17 protein-coding genes and 1 pseudogene are annotated in these 22187 nt (G+C 61.8%); 8 read left to right on the top strand and 10 right to left on the bottom strand.

The features are described 5' to 3' along the window. Positions 1-9: 9 nt before the first annotated feature. From GYM54_RS06275 to GYM54_RS06285, 3 genes are read right to left on the bottom strand one after another with little or no spacing between them, the layout of a single operon-like run. Positions 10-639: a nuclear transport factor 2 family protein gene (locus tag GYM54_RS06275; protein WP_181101136.1), complete on the bottom strand. Its 630-nt coding sequence runs from the start codon at positions 637-639 to the stop codon at positions 10-12. A gap of 44 nt (positions 640-683) precedes the next feature. Then, on the bottom strand, positions 684-1457 hold the full coding sequence (locus tag GYM54_RS06280; RefSeq protein WP_181101135.1) for an SDR family NAD(P)-dependent oxidoreductase: 774 nt from the start codon (positions 1455-1457) through the stop codon (positions 684-686). A gap of 10 nt (positions 1458-1467) precedes the next feature. Beyond that, positions 1468-2199 carry an SDR family NAD(P)-dependent oxidoreductase gene (locus tag GYM54_RS06285; protein ID WP_197445658.1) on the bottom strand — a complete coding sequence of 244 codons (732 nt, stop codon included), beginning with the start codon at positions 2197-2199 and terminating at the stop codon, positions 1468-1470. A 234-nt stretch (positions 2200-2433) separates the two neighbouring features. Here GYM54_RS06285 and GYM54_RS06290 point away from each other — a divergent pair, with 234 nt between their 5' ends. The 8 genes and pseudogenes from GYM54_RS06290 to tyrS all read left to right on the top strand — a co-directional run bounded on the left by GYM54_RS06290 (position 2434) and on the right by tyrS (position 12318). After that, complete coding sequence (locus tag GYM54_RS06290) at positions 2434-3759, top strand: MFS transporter (protein ID WP_197445657.1); 1326 nt, start codon at positions 2434-2436, stop codon at positions 3757-3759. A 15-nt stretch (positions 3760-3774) separates the two neighbouring features. Further along, positions 3775-4611 (top strand): alpha/beta fold hydrolase, encoded by an 837-nt coding sequence (locus tag GYM54_RS06295; protein ID WP_197445656.1) that lies wholly within the window; start codon positions 3775-3777, stop codon positions 4609-4611. A gap of 27 nt (positions 4612-4638) precedes the next feature. Continuing rightward, positions 4639-6768, top strand: a complete 2130-nt coding sequence (locus tag GYM54_RS06300) for an FAD-dependent oxidoreductase (protein WP_197445655.1) — start codon at positions 4639-4641, stop codon at positions 6766-6768. A 146-nt stretch (positions 6769-6914) separates the two neighbouring features. Then, a complete protein-coding gene (locus tag GYM54_RS21695) occupies positions 6915-7241 on the top strand; it encodes a hypothetical protein (protein ID WP_231752229.1) in 327 nt (108 codons plus the stop codon). Between the two features lie 96 nt (positions 7242-7337). Beyond that, a complete protein-coding gene (locus GYM54_RS06305) occupies positions 7338-8768 on the top strand; it encodes an IS1182 family transposase (RefSeq protein WP_046622663.1) in 1431 nt (476 codons plus the stop codon). Between the two features lie 382 nt (positions 8769-9150). After that, positions 9151-10371: pseudogene (locus GYM54_RS06310) on the top strand (multidrug effflux MFS transporter). A gap of 11 nt (positions 10372-10382) precedes the next feature. Next, complete coding sequence (locus GYM54_RS06315) at positions 10383-10988, top strand: TetR/AcrR family transcriptional regulator (protein ID WP_197446093.1); 606 nt, start codon at positions 10383-10385, stop codon at positions 10986-10988. A gap of 94 nt (positions 10989-11082) precedes the next feature. Continuing rightward, on the top strand, positions 11083-12318 hold the full coding sequence (gene tyrS / locus GYM54_RS06320) for a tyrosine--tRNA ligase (protein ID WP_197446092.1): 1236 nt from the start codon (positions 11083-11085) through the stop codon (positions 12316-12318). A 493-nt stretch (positions 12319-12811) separates the two neighbouring features. On the opposite strand, the gene GYM54_RS06325 is transcribed toward tyrS, so the two are convergent. The 7 genes from GYM54_RS06325 to GYM54_RS06355 all read right to left on the bottom strand — a co-directional run bounded on the left by GYM54_RS06325 (position 12812) and on the right by GYM54_RS06355 (position 22091). Next, complete coding sequence (locus tag GYM54_RS06325) at positions 12812-14197, bottom strand: DUF1329 domain-containing protein (RefSeq protein WP_197446091.1); 1386 nt, start codon at positions 14195-14197, stop codon at positions 12812-12814. Between the two features lie 288 nt (positions 14198-14485). Further along, positions 14486-14902 (bottom strand): nuclear transport factor 2 family protein, encoded by a 417-nt coding sequence (locus GYM54_RS06330; protein WP_181101121.1) that lies wholly within the window; start codon positions 14900-14902, stop codon positions 14486-14488. 169 nt (positions 14903-15071) lie between these two features. Next, positions 15072-15959 carry an NAD(P)-dependent oxidoreductase gene (locus tag GYM54_RS06335; protein ID WP_197446090.1) on the bottom strand — a complete coding sequence of 296 codons (888 nt, stop codon included), beginning with the start codon at positions 15957-15959 and terminating at the stop codon, positions 15072-15074. Positions 15960-16008: 49 nt separating this feature from the next. Continuing rightward, entirely contained in the window at positions 16009-16839 is an 831-nt protein-coding gene (locus GYM54_RS06340; protein WP_131650270.1) for an SDR family NAD(P)-dependent oxidoreductase, read from the bottom strand. An 85-nt stretch (positions 16840-16924) separates the two neighbouring features. Next, positions 16925-18526 (bottom strand): DUF1302 domain-containing protein, encoded by a 1602-nt coding sequence (locus GYM54_RS06345; protein WP_197446089.1) that lies wholly within the window; start codon positions 18524-18526, stop codon positions 16925-16927. Positions 18527-18768: 242 nt separating this feature from the next. Then, positions 18769-20142, bottom strand: a complete 1374-nt coding sequence (locus tag GYM54_RS06350; protein ID WP_197446088.1) for a DUF1329 domain-containing protein — start codon at positions 20140-20142, stop codon at positions 18769-18771. 278 nt (positions 20143-20420) lie between these two features. Further along, a complete protein-coding gene (locus tag GYM54_RS06355; protein WP_131650267.1) occupies positions 20421-22091 on the bottom strand; it encodes a class I adenylate-forming enzyme family protein in 1671 nt (556 codons plus the stop codon). Positions 22092-22187 lie beyond the last annotated feature (96 nt).

The following is a 22187-nucleotide window of genomic DNA, read 5'->3' on the forward strand; positions in this document are numbered from 1 at the left end:
CATGCCTCCTCAGCGGACCCGGATGCGCGGCGCCGGCGTGTCGCCGCGCATCTGCCGCAGGAAGCCTTCCAGCGGAGCAGGTGCCGCCACTTCTGGCAGCTCCTCCTTGCCGGGCATCTCTGCCCAGAACGCTTTCCAGGAAGGAAACAGGTCGTGAAAGGTGCCGTGGTAGGGCTCGCGTCCCGGCCAGCGCATCTTCATGTCGCCAATCGGTGGCTTGTTCAGGTCGGTGGCGTACCAGTAGCAAGGCAGGCGGCGGCGGAAGTACCACTGCCCGTCGATGCGCTCATAGTCGTCCCAATAGAGCATCTGCATGATCACCCACTCGGCGCCGGCCTCATGCTCGTTCTTGGAATACACCACGCCGGTTGCATGGTCGGCATCGGCGAACTCGATGATGTGCTGGCCCAGGTGGTGCGAGGTCCCGCTGAACTGGTGGCGCAGGGTGTCGTCCACCCAGGCTTTAAGGTGCGCCCGGCCGACCCGCTCGCGCCCGACGCGGATGTCCGGGGCGAACAGATTGACGTGCGCATCGAGGTCGCGCATGTCCAGGGACAGGGAGTACCTGCCCGCCAGTTGCCGGATGGCTTCGATCGACTCGAGCCGGTCGATGCGTTGCACAAGTGCCTGCTGGTCCATGGTTTCACCTTGCTGTCGGGTCGGTTGCACGGCGGGGCCGGGAATCACTCCAGCACCGTGTAGAGATCCGAACTGCGCCCGCCATCGACAGGCAGGCTGGCGCCGGTGATGTAGGAGGACTCGTCAGAAGCGAGGAACAGCACGGCGTTGGCCAGCTCTTCGGGCCGGGCAACGCGGCGCATGGGGATCAGCTTTTCGGTGTTGATGCGCGTCTGGTCGTCGGAGAGCATGCCGGCCGTCGACGGCGTCGCCACCACACCGGGCACCACCACGTTGCAGCGCACCCCGACCGCTGCGCCTTCGGAGGCCACCGCGCGGCTGAAGTTGATCACCGCGGCCTTGGCCGCCGAATAGCCGGACATCCAGGCGGTCCCGAACAGGCCGCAAATGGAGGCGATGTTGACGATGGAACCGCCGCCGCTGTCCTTCATCAGGCGCATGGCGGTGCGCGTGCCCCAGAAGGTGCCGTCCACGGTAGTCGCGAAGTTGGCGCGCCAATCCTCGGTGGACATGCTGTCCACCGCACCCCAGGTGAAAGCCATGGCGTTGTTGACCATCACGTCGAGGCGCCCGTGTTCGGCCGCCACCGCTTCGATGGCACCGACGAAGGCCTGCTCGTCACTGACGTCGGCCACCTTGAATTCGGCGCGTCCGCCATTCTTGCGGATGCTTTCGACCACTTCAGCCAACGGCGCTTCGCGGCGACCACAGACGATCACCGTGGCGCCCTCCTCGGCCAGGCGGTGAGCCGTGGCCGCGCCGATGCCGGAGCCGCCGCCGGTGATAAATGCGATCTTTCCTGTCATGCGAGATGTCATGTGCGTGTCCTCAGAGGAAGGCCATGCCGCCGTTGACGGCGACGTTCTGTCCGGTGATGAAGCTGGCGTCGTCGCTGGCGAGGAAGGCCGCGACCCGAGCGATTTCCTCCGGCAGGCAGAGGCGAGCCAGAGGAATGGCCTTAACCATCGCCTCCATCCATTCGGCGGGAATGCCGGCCATCATCGGCGTGTCGGTCGGGCCGGGAACCAGGGTGTTGATGCGGATGCCATTGGCGGCCAGCTCACGGGCGGTGCTGCGCGTCAGCCCCATGATCCCAGCCTTGCTGGCGCAGTAATGGCTGGGCCCCTCGCCCGTCATGGCAGCGGTACTGGCCAGGTTGACGATGGCGCCAGCGCCGGCCTGACTCATCAGCCGGGCCGCCTCGCGGCTGCAGAGGAAGGCGCCGGTCAGGTTCACCCCGATCACCCGATTCCAGTGCTCCAACGGTGTGTCGAGAAAGGCGTCGTGGGAACCGATGCCGGCGTTGTTGACCAGGATGTCCAGGCGACCCGACTCGCTGACGACGCGCTCGAACGCTGCGTTCACCGAAGCTTCGTCGGTCACGTCGCAGCGCTGTACACGGCCTCGCTCGCCCAACCCGGCAACGGTTTCTTCCAGTGCCTCGACGTTGATGTCCGCGGCGTACACAGTGGCGCCCTGCTCGGCAAAGTGCCGGACGATGGCCCGCCCCATTCCCTGCCCGGCGCCGGTCACAAATGCAATTCTGCCTTCGAGTCTCATGCCTGCTCCTCCTGTATGGGTCGTCGGCTTTCGGGCCTGACGAGCCAGTTGCGTTGGAGCGGATGATTCATGCCACCAGCAAGCGAAACATCGTCCGTTGAGACTAAAGGCCGGCAGCCGACTCGCAGGGCCGGGAGACGAGCTCGGCACTGGTCTGAATGGACGATGTGGCGCGCCGACTACCCCGCCGATGATCCCGGCAACAATGACAAGAACAAGACAGGAACGCCTATCGTGAGCAGCTCCCCGAGAGTCACCTGGCATAGCCACTACGCCCTATGCGTGCTGGCCCTTATCTACGTCTGCAACTACATTGACCGCTATCTCGTGTCGATCCTCATCGAGCCGATCAAGCTCGAATTTGGCGTGTCCGACACCCTCATCGGCCTGCTAACCGGCGTTGCCTTCGCGCTGTTCTACACCGTGTTCGGCCTGCCCATGGGGCGCCTCGCCGACCGCATCGGACGCAAGCCTGTAGTGGCGCTGTCGTGCATTGCCTGGAGCCTGATGACCATGCTTTGCGGCGTGGCCACCAGCTTCGCCATGCTGCTGGCGTTCCGCATTTTGGTGGCGGTCGGCGAGGCCGGCGGCTCGGCGCCTTCGGTGGCGATGGTGGCCGATCTCTACCCGGCGCGGCTGCGCTCGCGGGCGCTGTCGATCTTCATGATGGGGCCGCCGCTCGGCCTGGCGCTGGGCCTCGGTGCTGGCGGCTGGGTAGCCGAGCACTACGGCTGGCGCGCGGCGTTCATCATCATCGGCGCGCCGGGCATCCTGATCGGCCTGTTGCTGGCCTTCACGGTGAGAGCGCCGCGCCCCGCACCGGTGTCGACGCAGATTCGCCAGGAGTCATTCCTGAAAACCGTGCGGAGCATGCTCGGCCTGTCGTCTTATCGGCTGATTCTGATCGCGGGTAGCTTGGCCGCTGTCGCTGGCAATGCCATCGGCACATGGAACCCAAGCTTTTTGATCCGCTCCCACGGCTTAGGCATTCAGGAAGCCGGCTTTCTGATCGGCATCGTCGGCGGTTCAGCCGCAGCCCTCGGCACGCTTGCCTGCGGGATCGTTACCGACCGTTTGACGGCTCGCGATGCCGGCTGGCAGGTCGGTGTGGCGGCGCTTGGCACGCTCATCAGCGTGCCCTTCGGCCTGTTGTTTTTCTTCTGGCCCGACGGCGTCGCCCTCACCATCGCGGGCAACAGCGTACCGACTGCTTTCTTCTTCTATATAGGCTTCGCCTTCTTTGCCACCTGGTGGACGGTGCCTTGTTTCGGCGCCATGAGCGGCCTGTTCCCACCGGCCAAGGTGGCCCAGGCCACAGCGCTGTTCCTGATGGGCGTCACTCTCGTGGGCGTTGGGCTCGGTCCGCTGGTGGTCGGGGTGCTGAGCGACCTTTTCCGCGCCGCCATCGGCGACGAAGCCCTGCGTTACGCCATGGCCAGCACCATTGCACTTCTGCTGGTTCCAGTGATCTGCCTGTCCCTGGCGGTACCCCGCTACCGGCGCCAGACCCTCGACGCCTCCCCTGACCCCAAGGCCAAAGCCGAAGCCGTTACCGCCTGAGACGAGGACTACTCAATGACCGAGCAAAGCCATGACCTGCCGCTGCCCACCGGCAAGTACGTCCCCCTGAAAACCGGCCTGACCCTGCACTATCTGGATATCGGTGAAGGACCGATCGTGGTCTGGCTGCACGGCAGCGGGCCGGGTGCCAGCGGCTATAGCAACTTCAAGGGCAACTACCCGGTCTTCGAACAGGCCGGCTACCGCAACATCATCGTCGACCTGCCCGGCTTTGGCCGCTCCGACAAACCAGCGGATGCCCAATACCATCTCGACTTCTTCATCACCCACCTGCACGCGCTGCTCGATTCGCTCGGCATCGACCGCTGCACCCTGCTGGGTAACTCCCTCGGCGGCGCCATCGCCCTGGGCACCGCCCTGGCCCACCCGGAGCGGGTCGAGAAGCTGATCCTGCTGGCGCCAGGCGGCGTCGAGGAACGCGAGACCTATTTCAAGATGAAGGGCATCCAGCGCATGGTGGAAACCTTTGCCGCCGGCCCCATGGGCATCGAACAGATGCGCCACGTGATGCAGCTGCAGGTATTCGATCCGTCCAACCTGACCGAGGCCATCCTCGCCGAACGCGCCGCGGTAGCACCCAGCCAACCGGCCAATCTGTTCTCCACCATGCTGGTGCCGAACATGACCGAGCGCCTCGGCGAGCTGAACTGCCCGATCTTCGGCTTTTGGGGCAGCGACGATGTATTCAACCCGCCGAGCGGCGTATTCAAGCTGCTCGAACATGCGCGCAACGCCCGCTTCACGCTGCTCAACCGCTGCGGCCATTGGGTTCAGGTCGAACATCCGGAGCTGTTCAACCGCCAGTGCCTCGAATTCCTCCAGGAAGACTGAACCGCCGCCACGGGAAAGGACATTCAAATGACTCGCTATTCGCACCTGCTTTCACCCGGCAGGTTGGGCAACCTCGCGTTGCGCAACCGCATCGTCATGGCGCCGATGGGCTCGAACTTCGCCGAGCAAACCGGCCACTGCGGCGAGCGCATCCAGGCCTATTACGAGGCCCGTGCCGCCGGTGGCGCCGGCCTTCTGATCATGGGTGTGTGTGCCGTGGCCTACCCGGCCGGCACCGCTGAACCCTGGCAGGTCGGCGTTTCGCGTGACGACTTCATCCCCGGCCTCGCGCAACTGGCCGAACGGGTCCACAAGCATGGTGCGAAAATCGCCATGCAGTTGCAGCACGCCGGCAAGGTGTCGGTGCGTGACATGGCCGAAGGCCGCGAACTCTGGGTGCCGTCCATGCCGACACCGGTCAAGAGCGACATCATGGACGCGCTGACCTCGGAGGAAATAGCCAATTTCGTCAGCTCATCGCGGGGCATCGGCTCCGGCCCGCGCATCCGCGTGATGGACCGCGACGACATCGCGCAGATGGTCGAATGGTTCGCCGCCGCAGCCGTACGTGCCCAGCAGGCCGGCTTCGACGGTGTGGAAATTCACGCCGCGCACAACTACATCATCGCCGGCTTCCTCTCGCCCTATCACAACCAGCGCGACGACGAATATGGCGGCAGCCTGGAGAATCGCTCGCGCCTGCTGCGCGAGGTGCTCGCCGAGACCCGCCGGCGCGTTGGCGATACCTTTGGTGTCTGGCTACGGCTGGATGCCTACGAGCTGCACACGCCCGGTGGCATCACGCTGGAGGAAACCCGCCAGGTGGCCCGGATGGCCGAACACGCCGGCGCCGATGCGGTGTCGGTTTCAGCCTATGCGCGGGTCACCACCGGCACCGCTTTCACCGACGCGCCGCTCCTGCACAAACCGGCCGGCTATCTCGGCTGGGCAGCCGAAGTGCGTGGGGCCGTGGGGATTCCGGTGATCGCCGTGGGCCGCTTGGAACCGGACGTCGCCGACCGCGCTATCGCCGAGGGCAAATGCGATTTCATTGCCATGGCACGCAAGCTCCTGGCCGACCCGGAGCTGCCCAACAAGCTCGCCGCCGGCGACCCGGACAGCATCCGGCCGTGCATCTATTGCTACACCTGCGTCAGCCAGATCTTCATCAACCGGCGGGTCAAGTGCGCGGTCAACGCCTTCACCGGACACGAGCACGAGGCGGTCATCATGCCGGCCGAGCGGCCGCGCCACATCGCCGTGGTCGGCGGCGGCCCGGCAGGCCTGGAAGCGGCACGCATCGCCAGCCTGCGCGGGCACAAGGTCACACTGCTCGAGCGCAGCGAACGCCTCGGCGGCACCCTGTTCTTCGCCGCCCTCGCCTATCACGAAAACGGCCGGCTGCTGGACAACCTGGTGCACCAGGTCCGCGCCCTGCCGATCGATATCCGCCTCGGCACCGCCGCGACGCCTGAACTGCTGAAGTCGCTAGAGGTTGACGAAGTGCTGGTCGCCAACGGCGCCCGCCGCGCCGCCCCGGCGATCCCCGGCGCTGACCTTAAACATGTTTGGAGCGGCGACGAGCTGCGCCGGCTGATGACCGGCGACCGCGCCGAGGAGATCGCCAAACAGAAGCTGTCGCTCACCCAGCGCACGCTGATGAAAGCCGGCAGCCTGACCGGCGCCACCAACAGCACCGAGGCCATCCAGACGCTGTCGCGCCTGTGGATGCCGCTGGGCAAACGCGTCGTCATCGTCGGTGGCGGTCTGGTCGGCCTGGAACTGGCCGAATTCCTCGTCGAGCGCGGTCGCCAGGTTGCCGTACTGGAACCCGGAAGCCACCTGGGCCGCGAACTGGCCATCGTGCGGCGCTGGCGGGTGCTGGATAACCTGCGCAGCCACGAGGTGCCGCTCAAGACCGGCATCACTATCGAGCGCATCCGCGACAGCAGCGTCGACTACCGCGACGCCAACGGCGAAAGCCAGCAATTGCCGGCCGACTCGGTGATCCTGGCCATCGGCGCCGAACCCGACGACACACTGGCCGACAGCCTGCAGAACGTCGGCCTCAAGGTGCTGCGGATCGGCGACTGCGGCGATCTGGGCTACATTGACGGCGCCATCCACAGCGCCACGACGGTGGCGCTGCGGTTGTAGCTGCGTTGATTTCTCCGAACCTAACGTGCCGTGATATTCGCAACATCGTCTGTTCGACCTACCGGTCATGCTCGCATCTAGGTATTTCGATCTTTACTCGACTGACCGTGTAGAATCCCGCGCCCGAAAATGCAGGAGACGATACGTTGGCCATTCACTTTTTCGCGTCCGAGGAAAATGTTGCATGTGGACGCACTGGGACGAGCTTGGATAACACACGGGAAATCACCCAGGTCACATGCAAACTCTGCCTCCGCTCTGTCGAGAAGACAGCCAGCGAACCTGTACGCAAAACGCCAAGCCTCGCTGAATTGAGAGCGGCTGCAAAGGCTGAGAAAACCGCGGCGACCGCGACCGAGGCTGCAAAGGCCAACCCCGCCCAGTCACCTCGAGTCGAGTGGCAGCAGCGTCTGGCGCAACTGCCAGGCCGAAGCCGTCTGCCGCGTGGTGCATCTGGACAAGCTTTCGTCTAGACATCACCAGAGCGTCCGCTTCCGGCCCAGAGTGTGTAAAAACGCCCGGACATATCCTTGCTATGATTTCTGAGAATTTCATCGCAAGGGAAGCCCATGAAACGGTTTATCCAGGGTGAGCACCGAGGGCAAAGCACCTTACTTCCCGAGAGCCTCGACGACTACGTCAGCGATACCAACCCGGTACGGGTGGTTGATGTCTTCGTCGATGAACTCGACTTGGTCACGCTGGGTTTTGATGGCGTCATTCCAGCCGAAACCGGCAGACCTGCGTACCACCCTGCGATTTTGCTGAAGATCTATATCTACGGCTATCTCAACCGCATCCAATCTAGTCGACGTCTTGAGCGAGAAGCCCAGCGCAACATCGAATTGATGTGGTTAACCGGGCGCTTGATGCCCGACTTCAAAACCATCGCCAACTTCCGAAAAGACAACAGCAAAGCCATTCGCGGCGTGTGCCGCCAGTTCGTTGTGCTGTGCCAACAGTTGGGGTTGTTTGGCGAAAATCTGGTTGCCATCGACGGCAGCAAATTCAAGGCAGTGAACAACCGTGACCGCAATTTCACCAGCGCCAAACTGAAGCGGCGCATGGAAGAAATCGAGGCGAGCATCAGCCGTTATTTGGCTGCGCTCGATGCGGCTGATCGACAGACTCCTAGCGCCTCCGTGCCAGACACTGCCAGCCTGGAAGATAAAATCGCCAAGCTCAAAGCGCAGATGAAAGAGCTTCAGGGGATCGAAACTCAGCTCAACGATTCCCCTGACAAACAGGTTTCGCTGACCGACCCGGATGCCCGTTCGATGATGACGCGCGGCAGCGGTATCGTCGGCTACAACGTGCAGACGGCTGTCGATACGCAGCACCATTTAATAGTTGCTCATGAGGTCACCAACAGCGGTTCCGACCGTGACCAACTCAGTTCAATGGCGAAGCAGGCTCGTGAAGCTGTCGGCGCAGAAACGCTGTCCGTGGTGGCTGACCGAGGCTACTTCAAGGGTGAAGAAATCCTTGCCTGTCACGACGCAAACATCACGGCCTACGTGCCTAAGCCAATGACTTCAAGCGCCAAGGCTGATGGCCGATTCAACAAAGATGCCTTCGTGTATGACCCGACGAAAAACGAATACACCTGCCCGGCGGGAGAGGCACTGATCTGGCGATTCTCCAGCGTTGAGAAAGGCATGAATATGCACTGCTACTGGAGTTCAAAGTGCCAGAGTTGCACGCTGAAAACCCAGTGCACGCCAAGCACAAATCGTCGAGTAAGGCGCTGGGAACATGAAGCTGTGCTGGAGAAAATGCAACGCCGGCTGAACCAAGCACCGGAGATGATGCGGGTTCGAAAGCGGACTGTTGAGCATCCCTTCGGGACGCTCAAGCAATGGATGGGAGCAACGCACTTCCTGACTCGAAAACTGAACGGGGTGAGCGCTGAAATGAGCTTGAATGTGCTCGCCTATAACTTGAAGCGGGTGATGAAAATCATCGGCACCGAAGGCTTGTTGAAGGCGATGGCGGCGTAAAAGCCCGGCTTTTACTGCCCCAAAGAGGTGCCAAAGCGCTTCATATGCGCTCTGAAGCGTTACCGGCGCTGATCGCGGTAAATAATCGGGAAATTGCCACGCCCAAGAGCAATGGGCTGAAGCACGCACGATAAGAAAAGTGTTTTTACACACTCTGGGCCAAAAGCGGCCTCTCAGAAGACAGATTCAATATATTCACCATTCTTCAGTTGTTGCAGCTTCGTGCGCAGGAAACTATCGAGTCCGGTGGCATGTTTAGCCACCAGGCTCCGCTAGTCGCGACCTTCAAGCCATTCAAATGCAATTGACGCCCAACGAAACCAAACCTATTATGCGCGAACACTACCGACCGGTAGGTTGTAAACTATTTCGAGACTGGATGATGAATACCGTGCAACAAGAACGAGTGCCGCTAAAGCTGGCTATCGGCTTGGGCATAATCGGAGCTTTGGGCCCGTCTGCCGTCGACATGTACCTTTCGAGCCTTCCCGAAATTGCTCGGGATTACGATGCGAGTTTCGCCAGTGTCCAGCTAACGTTGACGTTCTTCCTGCTGGCCATGGGTGCCGGGCAGTTGCTGTTCGGGCCCTTCGTTGATGCCTATGGGCGCCGTCGGCCGCTCTTGATTGGCCTAATCGTGTTTACCCTATGCTCACTGGGCTGTGCATGGGCGCCGACCCTTCCGACACTGCTTGGTTTCCGCTTTGTGCAAGGCTTGGGCAGCGCGCTGACGCTCGTAGTGATCATGAGCACCGTTCGGGATGTGAGCAGGGGTGCAACCGCCACCAAGCTGTTCGCGCTGTTGATGACCATTGAAGGTGTGGCGCCAATCCTGGCCCCGGCGCTGGGTGGCTTCATCGACTCATATTTCGGCTAGCGGGCCGTGATGCTCACGCTCGCTCTATTTGGTGTGGGCGTGCTAATCAACAGCTGGCTGAACCTCCCCGAAACGTTAGCAGCTGACAAGCGCGAGCCCCTGCGCCTCGGTGCTGCATGCCGCACTTACCTTGCGATTTTCAATGACCGTCGTTTTCTCCTGCCAACGCTGGCGGTCGCCGCGGTCTTCTTCTTCCTCTTTGCTTACATCGGCGGCGCGACGCTGGTGTACCAGGAAGTCTACGGACTGACCCCGCAAGCCTTCGGCGTGCTGTTTGGCTTGACAGGTATCGCCATTCTGTGTGGTGCGATGTTTGCTGGCAGGCTCGTCGCGACGCTGGGCCTCAATCGCCTGACCTGGATCGGCGTGATTTGCATCGCGCTGGGCGCCTTTACGACGTTAGTGGCTACTACCACGCAGATCGGACTGCCCGCCATTGTCGCCGGTATGGCACTGGCGCTATTCGGGCTGGGCATTGCCGAGTCGACATTAATGTCGCTCGTCATGGCCTCCCAGGAGCGTGCGCTGGGTTCGACAGCAGCCCTGTTGGGTGCCTTTCAGCTATCCGTTTCATCCAGCGCTACACCCATTTCGGCCATAGTGCTGGGGCACGGAGCCATCGCATGGACCGGACTGCTGACACTCAGCGCGATAATGGTTTGCGCACTGACATGGATAAGCCTGCCTAAAGGGGGCGATGCTACCTTTAGCCTCGCTGGCCACTAGAAGAGCAACTTATGACTTCGACTACCCTAACTCCGGCCGCTGAGCGAATCGTTCAGCTTGCCCTGCAGCACTTTGCTGATCGAGGTTACGACGCCGCGTCGCTGCACGACATCGCCGTCAGCGCTGGAATCAAGAAGGCCTCGCTCTACGCCCATTTCACAGGCAAAGATGAGCTGTACACCTCGGTCCTAAATCTCGCGCTGCAAAGCGAACGGGACTACGTCGACGCTCAGTTCTCGACGGAAAAAACCGGCCAGGCGCCTGGCGAGCGTTACGTCCTGAACCTTCAGAGCCGATACGCCGAAAGCGCCGCGTTACGCTTTCTGCTGCGGGCAGCCTTCTACCCCCCTGCCGCCATCGAACAAAAAGTGAAATCGGGCTTTGAGTATTACCTGAAAGACATTCATGGGCGTTTTCAGGCTTCACTAGAAAGCCGATATCCGGCTATCGGATCAGGGCATACGGGCTTGCTGACCGAGATCTACCTGGCGTTGATTGACAGCCTTCACGTCGAGCTTATCTATGGAAACGAGGCTGCTTATTCCCGCCGTCTCGATGCGTTACGCCAACTGATCAGCATCATTGGCCTGCCGTTAGAAGGCACTACATCTAAATAGGTGCCAGCCGAACGGGGACGGCCTCTCGGATCGCTTTCATGATTTTCTGGTTGCAATACTCAACCCGCATTGCGCCTGGCTTTGGGTTTATACGATGACCTCTCACACTGATTTGATCGAGACACTCTCCAGTCGCGGTTTCATTCACCAGTCCACCGACCTCGAAGGGCTGCGCGCGCACCTGGCAAGCGGCTCGCGCACGGTTTACCTGGGCTTCGATGCCACGGCAGATAGCCTGCACGTCGGCCATCTTCAGGGCTTGATGCTCATGCGCTGGCTGCAAAAGGCCGGACACCGCCCGATCCTGTTGATTGGTGGCGCGACCACACGTATCGGCGACCCGAGCTTTCGTGATGAGAGCCGCCCCGTGCTCACGAACGAGCAGATCGACGCGAATATCCTCGGCATCACCCGTACCTTCGAACGCTACCTCACCCTTGGCGATGCAGCCGGTCAGGTCGTGGATAACGCCGAATGGCTGGATCAGATCGGCTACCTACAGTTCCTCAATGACGTCGGCCGCTACTTTTCGATCAACCGTCTGCTGACCTTTGATGCGGTGCGCCAGCGCCTCGATCGCGAGAACTCTTTGTCGTTCCTGGAGTTCGGCTACACCCTGCTCCAGGCGCATGACTTCACCGAGCTGGCCAAGCGTCACGACTGCACCGTGCAGCTGGGCGGCGCCGATCAATGGGCCAACATCATCAACGGCGTAGAACTCGGCCGGCGCCGCGACGGGCGTGAGCTCTTTGGCCTGACCATGCCGCTGCTGGCCACCGCCGACGGCAAGAAGATGGGCAAATCCTTGAACGGAGCCGTGTGGCTGGACGGCAATCGTCTGTCGCCCTTCGACTTCTGGCAGTTCTGGCGCAATTGCGATGACCGCGATGTCCGCCGCTTCCTCGCGCTCTTCACCGAGCTGCCCCTCGATGAAGTGGACCGCCTCGCCAACGTAGAAGGCGCCGCGATCAATGAAGCGAAGATCGTTCTCGCCAACCACGTGACGGCGCTGGCCCACGGCCAACAAGCTGCCGAGCAAGCCAACGCCGCTGCTCAAGGGCTGTTCGCGGGCGGTGCGCAGGCGAGCGACTTGCCTGTCCATTTCATCGAGCGCTCAAAACTGACCGGAGGCCTCACCGTCGCCGCCGCCTTGGTGGAGTGCGGTATGGAACGATCGCTGAGCGCCGTGAGGCGTTTGGCCCAAGGTCGTGGCTTGAGGCTGAACGGGGAAACGCTTCAGTCCGGGGACGAGGTGTTGGACCCCGCCCAGTCACGCTGGCATGTGAGTCTCGGAAGAAAACGTCACATACATATTGAAGTTAAGGCCTGATCGCTTCTTAGCAGCAATTGAAGCTCTGCTGGCGAGAGACCGACTGCCTATCACGGTGTATCGGGAGGTTATTCCTCCACTAGAGGGGAACCTCCCCGTCTTTTAAATCAGGAATAGACGAACAGCAGGCGCACCTACTACATCGACTGTCGAGATCGGATGTGGATTGGGGTTGCGTGTTCAGTCTATCGGGGCAACCAACGAAGACCGCTCTTGGCCGTTAGCTGCCGAGACTCCCGGATGATAAGCATCGGCAGCTTCTATATCTAATCATGTGCGATTAGTAGGCCGGCCTTCGTCATTCTTCGAACTTAATGAATTGCCGCCGGGAACATGCGCCAAAACGAGCGAAGCCACCGAATAAATGGTTGTCGGCAGTCCATGGCATCCATGCCAGCGAATCAGCCCAGGTAACTCACCGAAAGACTCCAGCCACATCGCCGAAGGCAATACCAACCCGGTTGACCGAGAAGGCATCGCCTCGTGCCGAGAGTTACTGGCCAGCGCGCCGGGCGGCTTCGGGGCCGAAATCGCCTGGAGAGACATCGCCGCGGTTGAGCCAGTAGCCGCGGCGCTGTTCGTTGATGAGGTTGAACGCGAGATAGGTTCCGGCCTCCAGGTCATGGTAAAGGCCGACACCCGCCTGCCACCCTTCCAGCTCTGGAAGATGAATGGTGTTGAGCATGGAGGTCCGCCACAGGCCGCCACGGGTGTCGTAGTTGTCGCCCATCACTGGCATCCAGCTGTCTTCGTCGATGTACAGGTCGCGCTTGGCGTAGAGGTGTCGGTAACCTTCCTTGAGCGTCGCCTGTATCACCCAGACCCGTCGCAGCTCATAGCGCATCACGTCGGGGTTGATGTGGTTCGGTGTCAGCATGTCGGCATATTTCTGGGTTTTGGCGTGGATCTTGTAGTTATTCGCAGGGATGAAAAGCTCCTGCTTGCCAATGATCTTCCAGTCGTAGCGTTGGCCGGAGCCGTTGAAAATGCGCACTTCGTCCACGGTGATCGAGCCGCCGGTACCGGGGAACGACATGTCATAGCCATAGCCCGGCGACTGGCGCACGCGTCGGGTGCCAGGATCGTAGCGCCAGCTCTGCGAAGGTTTGGCGACGTAATCCCAGGTGTGAATGCCGTTGTTCACCTCACCTTTGTCGCGCAGCGGAAGCAACGTCAGGTTGCTGTAATAGGACGAGGCGGCCAGATCTTTGGTGTAAATCACTTTGTTGGGTTCGTTGCCCGGCGCCGAGTTGCGGGAATGCACGCGCCCCCAGTTGACGTTGCCGTCCTTGAGGACGTAGGCATTGTCCGAAATGTAGTCCTCCGTCCAGGCGTAGCGGCCACCCATGGTGGCGTTCATGCGGATTTCTTCGGCTGACTGAGGGATGGGGAACATCACCCCGCCCGCACGACCCTCGATGCCTTCGCCGTTATTCACCAGCTTAGCGATGCGCGCATTTTCCAGCGTCGCGTCGCAGACGCCCTTGTTGTAAGAGAAGTCGCGATGTGTCGGGTAGACCGGCATGCGGAAGGTGTCGGGGTACTGCTTGAACAGCGCTTTTTGGCCAGCCGACAGATGCTCGGCGTAGCGATCCATCGTCTCGGCGGTGATCACGAAAAGCGGCTGCTCGTTAGCGTACGGGTCTTGCGGATGGGTGCTGGCTTTCGGGTCGATGCCATCCGGCGCGCCGGACCATTTGCCGCTGAACTCGGGGATGGTGCCTTCCGCATTCCCGGCCTTGATGGCGCCGAGGCAAGTCAGTTCGGTGCCCAGTCGGGCAATCTGATCTTCAGGCAGCTGTGCCAGGCTCGGACCGGAATAAAGCTGTAAGGCGAGCACACCGGTAAGCCCGAGGCACAGGGACTGTTTACGTCGCATATTGTTCTCCTTATTGAATCGACGACTTTTTGCGCAGCCTGTGGGCTGCAACGAGACAAAGCTCAGAAGGCAGATACCGGCGAAATGCCGGGGCTTGGAGAACAAGTGAGGCGACGCGCTCCGGTTCATACCTGTCCCTGAGGCAATGAGACGAGTATCGATAGCGGCGGCTGAACGCAGCATCGTCCGCTCGGACTACCGGAATATCAGGCGGAGCGCCTGACCAAAGAGAGGCTCTGCCCCGCAGGGTCTGCAGCTGGTAAATCACCGCGCACGCTATGCAATCAGTCACTCATCTGTAGCCAGAGCCACGGCGTGCTGGGAGCCGACGTGCAGGCGGCGGGAAACGAAGCGCCAACCATCATCGCTACGCTGCAGGACGTCTTCGTAGCGGATGTACATGTCCAGACGCTGGTTCTGCGCTGCTACCAGATGGCTGGCCACGCAGTAGGTGAACCCCGCAGCGCGGTCACCCTCGATCCGATACAGATGGTTGTGCACGTTGTGCATCGTCCACTCGAAGCGCTCGCGCAGCAGGCCAATGAGGTAATGGCCGTCGTCGAGGTCGTAGCCCGGCCCGCTGACTCGCACCTGGCCGTTGAGAAAGCACGCGCAGAAAGCATCGGCGTCGCGCCGGTCGGCGGCATCGGCGTAGCGATAGAGGAGTTGCTGAATTTCAAGCTGATCGTGCAGATGCTGGCTCATGCGAGGCTCCTGTGCTGGTGGCGCCAGCCTCGGCTCGAAATGGATTGCCGGCATCCTCGGAACGGACTATCTGGCGGGCCCAGCGTGAAGGTGCTCGGGTGCACTCAATGAACGACAAAAAGCCCGCCTCACTGGCGGCGAAGCGGGCTTTGCATGTGCGCGTGCGGAGCTACAGGTAAGTCTTCACCAATGCCTCGACCGCGTTGCGCACGTCGCCACGACGATAACCAAGGCTGTCGTCCGGCTCATAACGCGCATAGTTACCGCGACCGGTATAGATCGCCGAATCGGGTAGCAATGGGTGCTCCTGATCCAGCTCCGGCAGTTGCTGCCGATTGCCTGCCGCATCGAAGAACAGCTGGAAATACTCTGTGAAGGACAGATTTTCGTCCCCGACCAGATACGCTTTGCCCGGCTCACCACGCACCAGTGCGTTGTACAGCGCCTCGGACAGCGACTGCACCGACATGAAGTTGGTACCGCCCTTGGGACCGAACGGCGGGATCCCCTCCAACTGCCCCATGGCATACCGGGTGTAGGCCTCGAACATCGCGTTCGGCAGGCCAGGTACGTGACCGACCATGAACGGCGCATTGACCGACATCACCTCGAACTCCGGCGTATTCAGTGCGCGAACGCCCATGCATGACTCATGGCGCGAGCGCACGTAGGGGTTGCTATCGATCAACTCCGGCGCAATCTGCGGGTAGAAGCTGCCGAGCATGACGGCGCGGCGGATGCCGGCATTGCGCGCCTGAGCGAAGAAATTCGGAATCGCCAGCGAATTGTTGGCATGCCATTGAGCTGCCAGATCGCCTGCCATATCGACATGGCGAATGTCGTGGCCAGCGCAGAACAGCAGCGCGTCGAAGCCTTGGAGCAACGAAGCATCGAGCTTCTGGCTGGTGTAATCCAACGCCACGAAGGGCAATGCCGCCAGCGACGGCGCTGTCGGTGCGTTGCGCGAAGCTATGGTGGCGTTCCAACCCTGCTGCTGCAGGTATAACGCCGCGTGACCGCCCAGCAGACCGCTACCGCCCACTACCAATACGTTCATTTTTTGCCCTATTAGTCAGTACAAAGTGTCAGCACCAATCGCGCGCGGCTCAGTAGATAAAGCCACCGCTCTCGACCACCGGCGTATTGGTCCAACCGCCCTGCGGGGTGCGATACCAGCCGGCGGCGGCCAGCGCGCCGCCGTCGACATGCAACGTGGTGCCGGTGATCCAACCGGCCAGATCGCTGGCCAGGAACAACACGGCGTTGCTCATATCCTCTGGTTCGCCGAAACGCCCGAGCGGAATCCAGTCCGAGACCCGCTCGCGGTATTCGGGTTTGATCACTGCGCTGACCGGCATTTGCGGCGTTTCGGTGGTTTCGGGTGCGATCTGGTTGACGCGGATGCGGTCGCCAGCCAGCTCCAGCGCCAGGCTGCGCGTGAAACCTCCCAGCGCTGACTTGAAAGCTGCATAGACAGAGAGAAACGGGATTCCGCGGTAGCCTTCGATGCTCGCCACGTTGACGATGCTGGCCTGCGCCCCGGTACGGCGACGGAGCAGCGGAATGGCTGCTCGCGTGACCTGAAAGACCTGGCGCAGGTTCACCGCGTAAAGCCGCTCGAAATCCTCGTCGCTGTATTGCTCGAGTGGCTTGAACACCTGCAGGGCGTCGCCCACGTTGTTCACCAATACATCCAGCGCCGGGTAGCGCTCTGCAACCGTGGCGAACGCGCTATCCAGCGCTGCCTGCGAAGTCACATCGGCCTCCAGCACCAGATGGCCTCCGTCGCCCAGAGACTGGCGCACCTGGTCCGCACGCACCGGGTCTATTTCGAGCACGATCACTCGCGCGCCAGCTTTAGCAAAACGCTCCGCCACATCGCGTCCGATACCGGCGCCGCCACCCGTGACCAACACTGTTTTGTCGTTGAAATTCATGGCTACCTCATTGTTGTTATTGAAAGGAATGCACATTGAAAATGACGGCCAGACTGGATAGCCGATTCATCGTCCGGAGCGATGGTCAGAAGCTGTATTTAGCGTTGAACGACAGGTAGTCGCGGTCGGCCAGCATCCGTCCCTTACCGATGTTCGGCGAGCTGAGGTAATCGACATAGGTCATCCCGACCTGGAAGTTGCCCAGATACTTCAAATCCGCGCCGAGGGTCAGGCGCTTCTCTGCGCGGCCGATGCCCTGCAGGGCGCTGCCGTCGAGGTTCTGCTGCCAATTGACCTTGGTCACCAGGTCCCAGCCACTGAAGACGTTCGGGTACTCCAGCTGCGTCCCAAGCCCGAGCAGGGTCGAACCGCGGGTCTGGCCGTCGTAGACGAAACTGTCGAAGTTGCCGATGTCGACGCCATCGACGGTGATGCCTACCGGGTCGACCGAATCGATGTACTGGTGCATCACCTCGCCGAAGACCGACGTCTGATGCGCAAGCCAGCTCGGGCCGATCAGATACTGTGCGTTGAGGTTGGCCTGCCAGACCTCGCCGCGTGCCGGCGTGCCGTTGTCCAGATAGACCGCCGAGCCGTCGCGGTAACTGAGATCGCCAGCGAACTGCACCGCATCGCCGATCTTCGAGCTGAAGCTCAGGCCAGTCAGCTTCACGTCCTCGAAATAACCCAGTTTGAAGGACCCGGGCGCCACGCTGCCGGACATCGAGGAATAGCGGGTGTCGCCACCGAAGTTGAAGAACAGCGCACCGACGCGCTCGTGGTAGCGGTAGTGAAACAGGCCCACCTCGGTGCTGTCGGTCAGCCGGTAGCGCAGGCCCACGCCCCATTGCCCGCTGTCTCGCGGTTCTTCTTCGCCACCGTAGGACATCGCGGCGAACTCCGGATTGCCGGTGGCGAAGCGAAAATACTCGGCACCGGGGCCGAAGATATCGCTGCTGTTGAAGTAATCGCCCACCGGATTGAGCTGGGTCTCTTCCCACTCGTACTGGTAGAAGCCCAGCAGCGCGAGGTCTTCGTTGAGCGACCAGGAGGCGGAGAACTGCCCCACCGGCAGGTAGGCGTCCTTCGCCTCGGTGCCCGGCACGTTGAACTTGGTCGAATCCACTGGTGCCTGTCCCTGACTGATGTTCGGCCAGAACATGCTCTCGCCCCAGGCCACCAGATGACGGCCAGCCTTGAGCGACAGGTACTGGCCCTCGAGAACGTCGAAATTGCCGTACACGTACGCATCGAGCAGGCGCGCCCGACCACCGCTGTCGCGGCGCGTGTCGCTGGTGAAGGTGTCGTGGCGGCCGCCCTTGTTCACGGTGTCCGGCGAATCATTGTCGTTGCGACCGTGGTAGGCCTCGTCATAGAAGTGGCTGGCACGCAGGACCGCACCGAGATTCTCGTGGCGCACCAGCACTTCGCCGAAAAGGCTGACGCGGTTGGTGATCAGCGAGCCGCGATCGAAGTTGCGCGTACCGTCGTCGTTGTTGAGGCTTTCGAGGTACTGCCTGGCGGGCTTGCCGGTCCGTACCGAGGCGGTGTAGTTCACGGTCAGCATCGTATCGATGGTGGTCTTTTCACCGATTTCGAAAGTCGGCCCGGCCAGCGCCGCTCCGCTGCCCATCGCTATCGCCACGCCCAGCACGTGCAATGCAAAACCTGATTTCTTGTTGCTCATGGCTTGCTCCGTTCTTGTTGTCGTCTCGCTACCGTTCCGATTCAACCCCCCGGCCGCATGCGGACCGAGGCAGCAATCGCCCGCCCCCGGGCGCGCTCGGCTGGTCGCCAGCGGTGTGCGAAGGTCGTTCTTGCATCTGGTTCGAAGAATTGGCGGTAGGGCTCGAAGCGCTCGAATGGCACTTCACCCATGTTAAAAGCCGGCGCCATCATCGATCGCACCGGCTCTCTACATGCAACCGGTCAGCGCCCTGCGGCGCGAAGGGCGTCAGGCGTGTACATGCTCGGGGACAGGTTTCCAGCGTTCAGGATCGGCCCTTTTTTCGATTCGTTGGTCAACGAGTAGGCCAGGTACTGACCGGTGCTCAGGTCGTGGTAGAACGCCACGCCCGACTGCCAGGCGCTCATGTCAGGGTGGTAGTAGTAGTTCGTGGAAGCGTATTTCCACAGCTGGCCGCGTGTGTCGTAGTTGTCGGCCAGCACGCCGTGCCAGGTGTCCTCGTCAAGGAACATCACCCGCTTGCCGTACACGTGGCGGTAACCCTCCTTCAGCGTCGCCTCCAGCACCCACACGCGGCGCAGCTCGTAACGCAGATGCTCGGGGTTCGGATGTTTGGGGGTGAGCAGGTCTGCGTACGTCACTTCGCCGCTATTGACCTTATAGGCGTTGGCCGGGATGTAGATTTCTCGTTTGCCAAGCATCTTCCAGTCAAACCGCTCCGGCCCACCGTTAAACAGGCGGTCCTCGTCGACGATCATGGTGCCGTTGCTCCCAGCCATTGGCTGGTCGTAACCATAGCCCGGCGACTGACGAACACGGCGGGTGCCAGGGTTGTAGGACCAGGCGGTCCGGGGATTGGTGGCGAAGTTGTAGGGTTCGTGAGCGGCAATGGCAGTGCCGCGATCCCGGGTCGGCAGGATGGTGTAGTTGTAGGAGTAGGCCTGTACACCAGCCTTGGTATAAGGCGTCTCGGTCGGGTGGTTGGCTGGCGACAGCCCCTTCATATGGGTGCGGCCCCAACCGATGTTGCCGTCGGGCATCACCGAAGCCAGATCACGTACGAAATCCTCGGTCCAGGCCCGCGCCGGAAGCTGATGGTTCCACAGCAGTTCGTACCCGTTCTTGGGAATTGGGAACATCACCTGGCCGATACCTTCCACACCCATGCCTTCATCGACCACCTCGGCGTTCAGCGCATTCCACTTGGCCCGCTCGCATATGTAATCCGGGTAGCGGTAGTCGCGGTGGCCAGGGTAAACGTTCATACGAAAGGTGTCGGGGTACTTGCGGAACATCGCCTTCTGGCCTTCCGTCAGGCGCTCGCCATGCTCCTCGAAGTTCGCCGCGGTGATGACCACGACCGGTTTCTCATCGGCATACGGATCGACCGCCTTCCCACCGGAGTGAAGTACGTGATCCCAACCTGGCACCTCGCCGAGGTATTTGCCTGTGAACTCGGGGATCGAACCGTCGGCATTGCCGGCACGCTCGGCACCCGTACAGGTGAGGTCATTGCCGAGGCGGGCCGCCTCTTCCTCGCTCACCTTGGCATACGCGTCCAGCGACATCAGTTTCACCGCCAGCGCCATTGAGAGAAGAGCTACAGATTTTTTCATTGTTATTGTCTCCATCGGTTGCCTATCGGATCTGGTACCGATTCTTTCCAGAGACCCAAGCCCTTACATCGTCTGTAAAGACTACCCGCCGTATTCGCTGGATCGATTGGCGCGCACCCGTTCGCGCGCGCTTGAACGCAGCGGTTACGCAGAGACGATTGCGTGATGAAAACGAGGACGAGCGACCGCGCAACAGCGAGAACTCGCCGCTGCGCGGGGACGGGAAGACGTGCCGGAGCCCAAGTCAGCACATAGGCTCGACCGGCACGGCAGGAAGGCTACAGCAGTGCTTTGAGCTCCTGTTTCACCAGCTTGCCCATGGCGTTGCGCGGCAGCGGTTCGTCGCGCAAGCAGAGGCGCGACGGCAACTTGTAGGCGGACAGTCGCTCGGCCAGGTGGCGTTGCAGCTGTGCTTCATCCAGCCGCGCACCAGGGCGCAGGCAGGCCACCAGCCCGACGCACTCACCCATCGCCTCGTCAGGCAGGGCAAATGCCGCCGCCTCGCTCACGTCAGGATGGCTACAGGCGCAGTGTTCTATCTCCAGAGCCGAGATGTTCTCGCCACCACGGATGATCATGTCCTTGATGCGGTCGGTGATACGTAGGAAGCCATCCTCATCGAGGACGCCGACATCGCCGGTGAACAGCCAGCCCTCGCGCAGCGTCTCGGCAGTCTCGTCCGGGCGGTTGCGATAGCCCTGCATCAGGGTCGGCGTCCTGAGCCAGATCGGTCCCGGTTGGCCGGGTGGCAGCGCCTGCCCTGGGTCCTCGCCGATGCGGATGTCGACGATCGGTAGCGCCCAACCGGCGCAGCCGGGGCGAGCAACGAACTGGTTACCCGCATAGGCCGCGCCGATGCCGTTGCTTTCGGTAAGGCCATAACCTGCTCCGGCCAAGGCGTTCGGCCTGAGCTCGATCAGTTGGTCCAGCAAGGCCGTCGAGGCCGCACCACCGCCCAAGCCCAAGCCCATCAGACAGTCGGTCTCGGTACTGCCAAAGCGTGGATGAGCCAGCACCTGCTGCATCATGACCGGCGCGCCGCTGAATTGGGTGCAACGCTCGCGCGCGACCAGTTCGAGCGCCTGGTCGACGTCCCATTTGTACATCATCACCAGCCGCCGGCCGCCGCGCAGCGCGTTGAGGAACATCGCGTGCAGGCCGCTGACGTGGAACAACGGCACCGCCAGCAGCACCGTGGGCTGCAAGCCGGATTCCAGCAGTGGGCGGATGCGCTCGTAGGAGGTCATGCCGGCGAAGGCGCTTTGGAATTCCAGCGCGAACAGGGCCTGGGCAATGGCACGATGGGATGACACCGCACCCTTGGCACGATGGGTGGTGCCGGAGGTGAAAAGGATCAACGCCGGATCGTCGGCAGCGGGACTGTGCGGTTCCACCGCCTCTACCGACTCGCGGAGCAAGTCCGCATAGGCCAGTATGCCTTCGGCCGCCTCGACGTCCACAGCCAGTGCGCGTACATCCAGTGCCGCCAGTCGATCAGCCACTAGATCCAGGCGCGCCGGATCGCAGATCAGCAGCACCGGGTCGATGTCCTCCAGCGCATTCAGCAACTCGTCGCGCAGCGCCCAGCTGTTGAGCGGGACCGGCACCGCTCCGGCCTGCACCACCGCGACGAAGCCGACCAGCCATTCGGGCCGGTTGCGCATGGCAATGGCGACCCGCTGGCCCGGCTGTACGTCGAGGGTGCGCACCAGGTGCGCGGTCAGCCGATCGACCGCCTGGTAGAACTCGGCATAACTCAGGCGCAGGTCCTGCCATACCAGGAAAGGCCGCTCGGCGAACGCCCGACCGGCCTGCACCGCTTCGACCAGATTAGCCGGAGCGTTGCGGAACTGACGCGTGCCCTCCTCCGACGCTACCACCTCGAAAGACGCTCCCGGCGCGATGAGCTGCTGCCATGCACCCTGCCACTGCTGGATCTGCTCCTTCATTTGCCGTCTCCTGTTACCGGGCCATGGCCGGGCGACCTTTGCCCGGCCTGCGACCCTCATCATTATTGTTGTTGTTTGGCGCGTGCTATGCGGGCC

Origin of the sequence: Pseudomonas sp. MTM4 (genome assembly GCF_019355055.1) — a bacterium.
Classification (GTDB): domain Bacteria; phylum Pseudomonadota; class Gammaproteobacteria; order Pseudomonadales; family Pseudomonadaceae; genus Stutzerimonas.

Bases quoted from the DNA above. Each gene is read 5' to 3' on its own strand.
- GYM54_RS06275 (WP_181101136.1), bottom strand. From the start codon at position 639: ATGGACCAGCAGGCACTTGTGCAACGCATCGACCGGCTCGAGTCGATC.
- GYM54_RS06280 (WP_181101135.1), bottom strand. From the start codon at position 1,457: ATGACATCTCGCATGACAGGAAAGATCGCATTTATCACCGGCGGCGGC.
- GYM54_RS06285 (WP_197445658.1), bottom strand. From the start codon at position 2,199: ATGAGACTCGAAGGCAGAATTGCATTTGTGACCGGCGCCGGGCAGGGA.
- GYM54_RS06295 (WP_197445656.1), top strand. From the start codon at position 3,775: ATGACCGAGCAAAGCCATGACCTGCCGCTGCCCACCGGCAAGTACGTC.
- GYM54_RS06300 (WP_197445655.1), top strand. From the start codon at position 4,639: ATGACTCGCTATTCGCACCTGCTTTCACCCGGCAGGTTGGGCAACCTC.
- GYM54_RS06305 (WP_046622663.1), top strand. From the start codon at position 7,338: ATGAAACGGTTTATCCAGGGTGAGCACCGAGGGCAAAGCACCTTACTT.
- GYM54_RS06315 (WP_197446093.1), top strand. From the start codon at position 10,383: ATGACTTCGACTACCCTAACTCCGGCCGCTGAGCGAATCGTTCAGCTT.
- tyrS (WP_197446092.1), top strand. From the start codon at position 11,083: ATGACCTCTCACACTGATTTGATCGAGACACTCTCCAGTCGCGGTTTC.
- GYM54_RS06325 (WP_197446091.1), bottom strand. From the start codon at position 14,197: ATGCGACGTAAACAGTCCCTGTGCCTCGGGCTTACCGGTGTGCTCGCC.
- GYM54_RS06330 (WP_181101121.1), bottom strand. From the start codon at position 14,902: ATGAGCCAGCATCTGCACGATCAGCTTGAAATTCAGCAACTCCTCTAT.
- GYM54_RS06335 (WP_197446090.1), bottom strand. From the start codon at position 15,959: ATGAACGTATTGGTAGTGGGCGGTAGCGGTCTGCTGGGCGGTCACGCG.
- GYM54_RS06340 (WP_131650270.1), bottom strand. From the start codon at position 16,839: ATGAATTTCAACGACAAAACAGTGTTGGTCACGGGTGGCGGCGCCGGT.
- GYM54_RS06345 (WP_197446089.1), bottom strand. From the start codon at position 18,526: ATGAGCAACAAGAAATCAGGTTTTGCATTGCACGTGCTGGGCGTGGCG.
- GYM54_RS06350 (WP_197446088.1), bottom strand. From the start codon at position 20,142: ATGAAAAAATCTGTAGCTCTTCTCTCAATGGCGCTGGCGGTGAAACTG.
- GYM54_RS06355 (WP_131650267.1), bottom strand. From the start codon at position 22,091: ATGAAGGAGCAGATCCAGCAGTGGCAGGGTGCATGGCAGCAGCTCATC.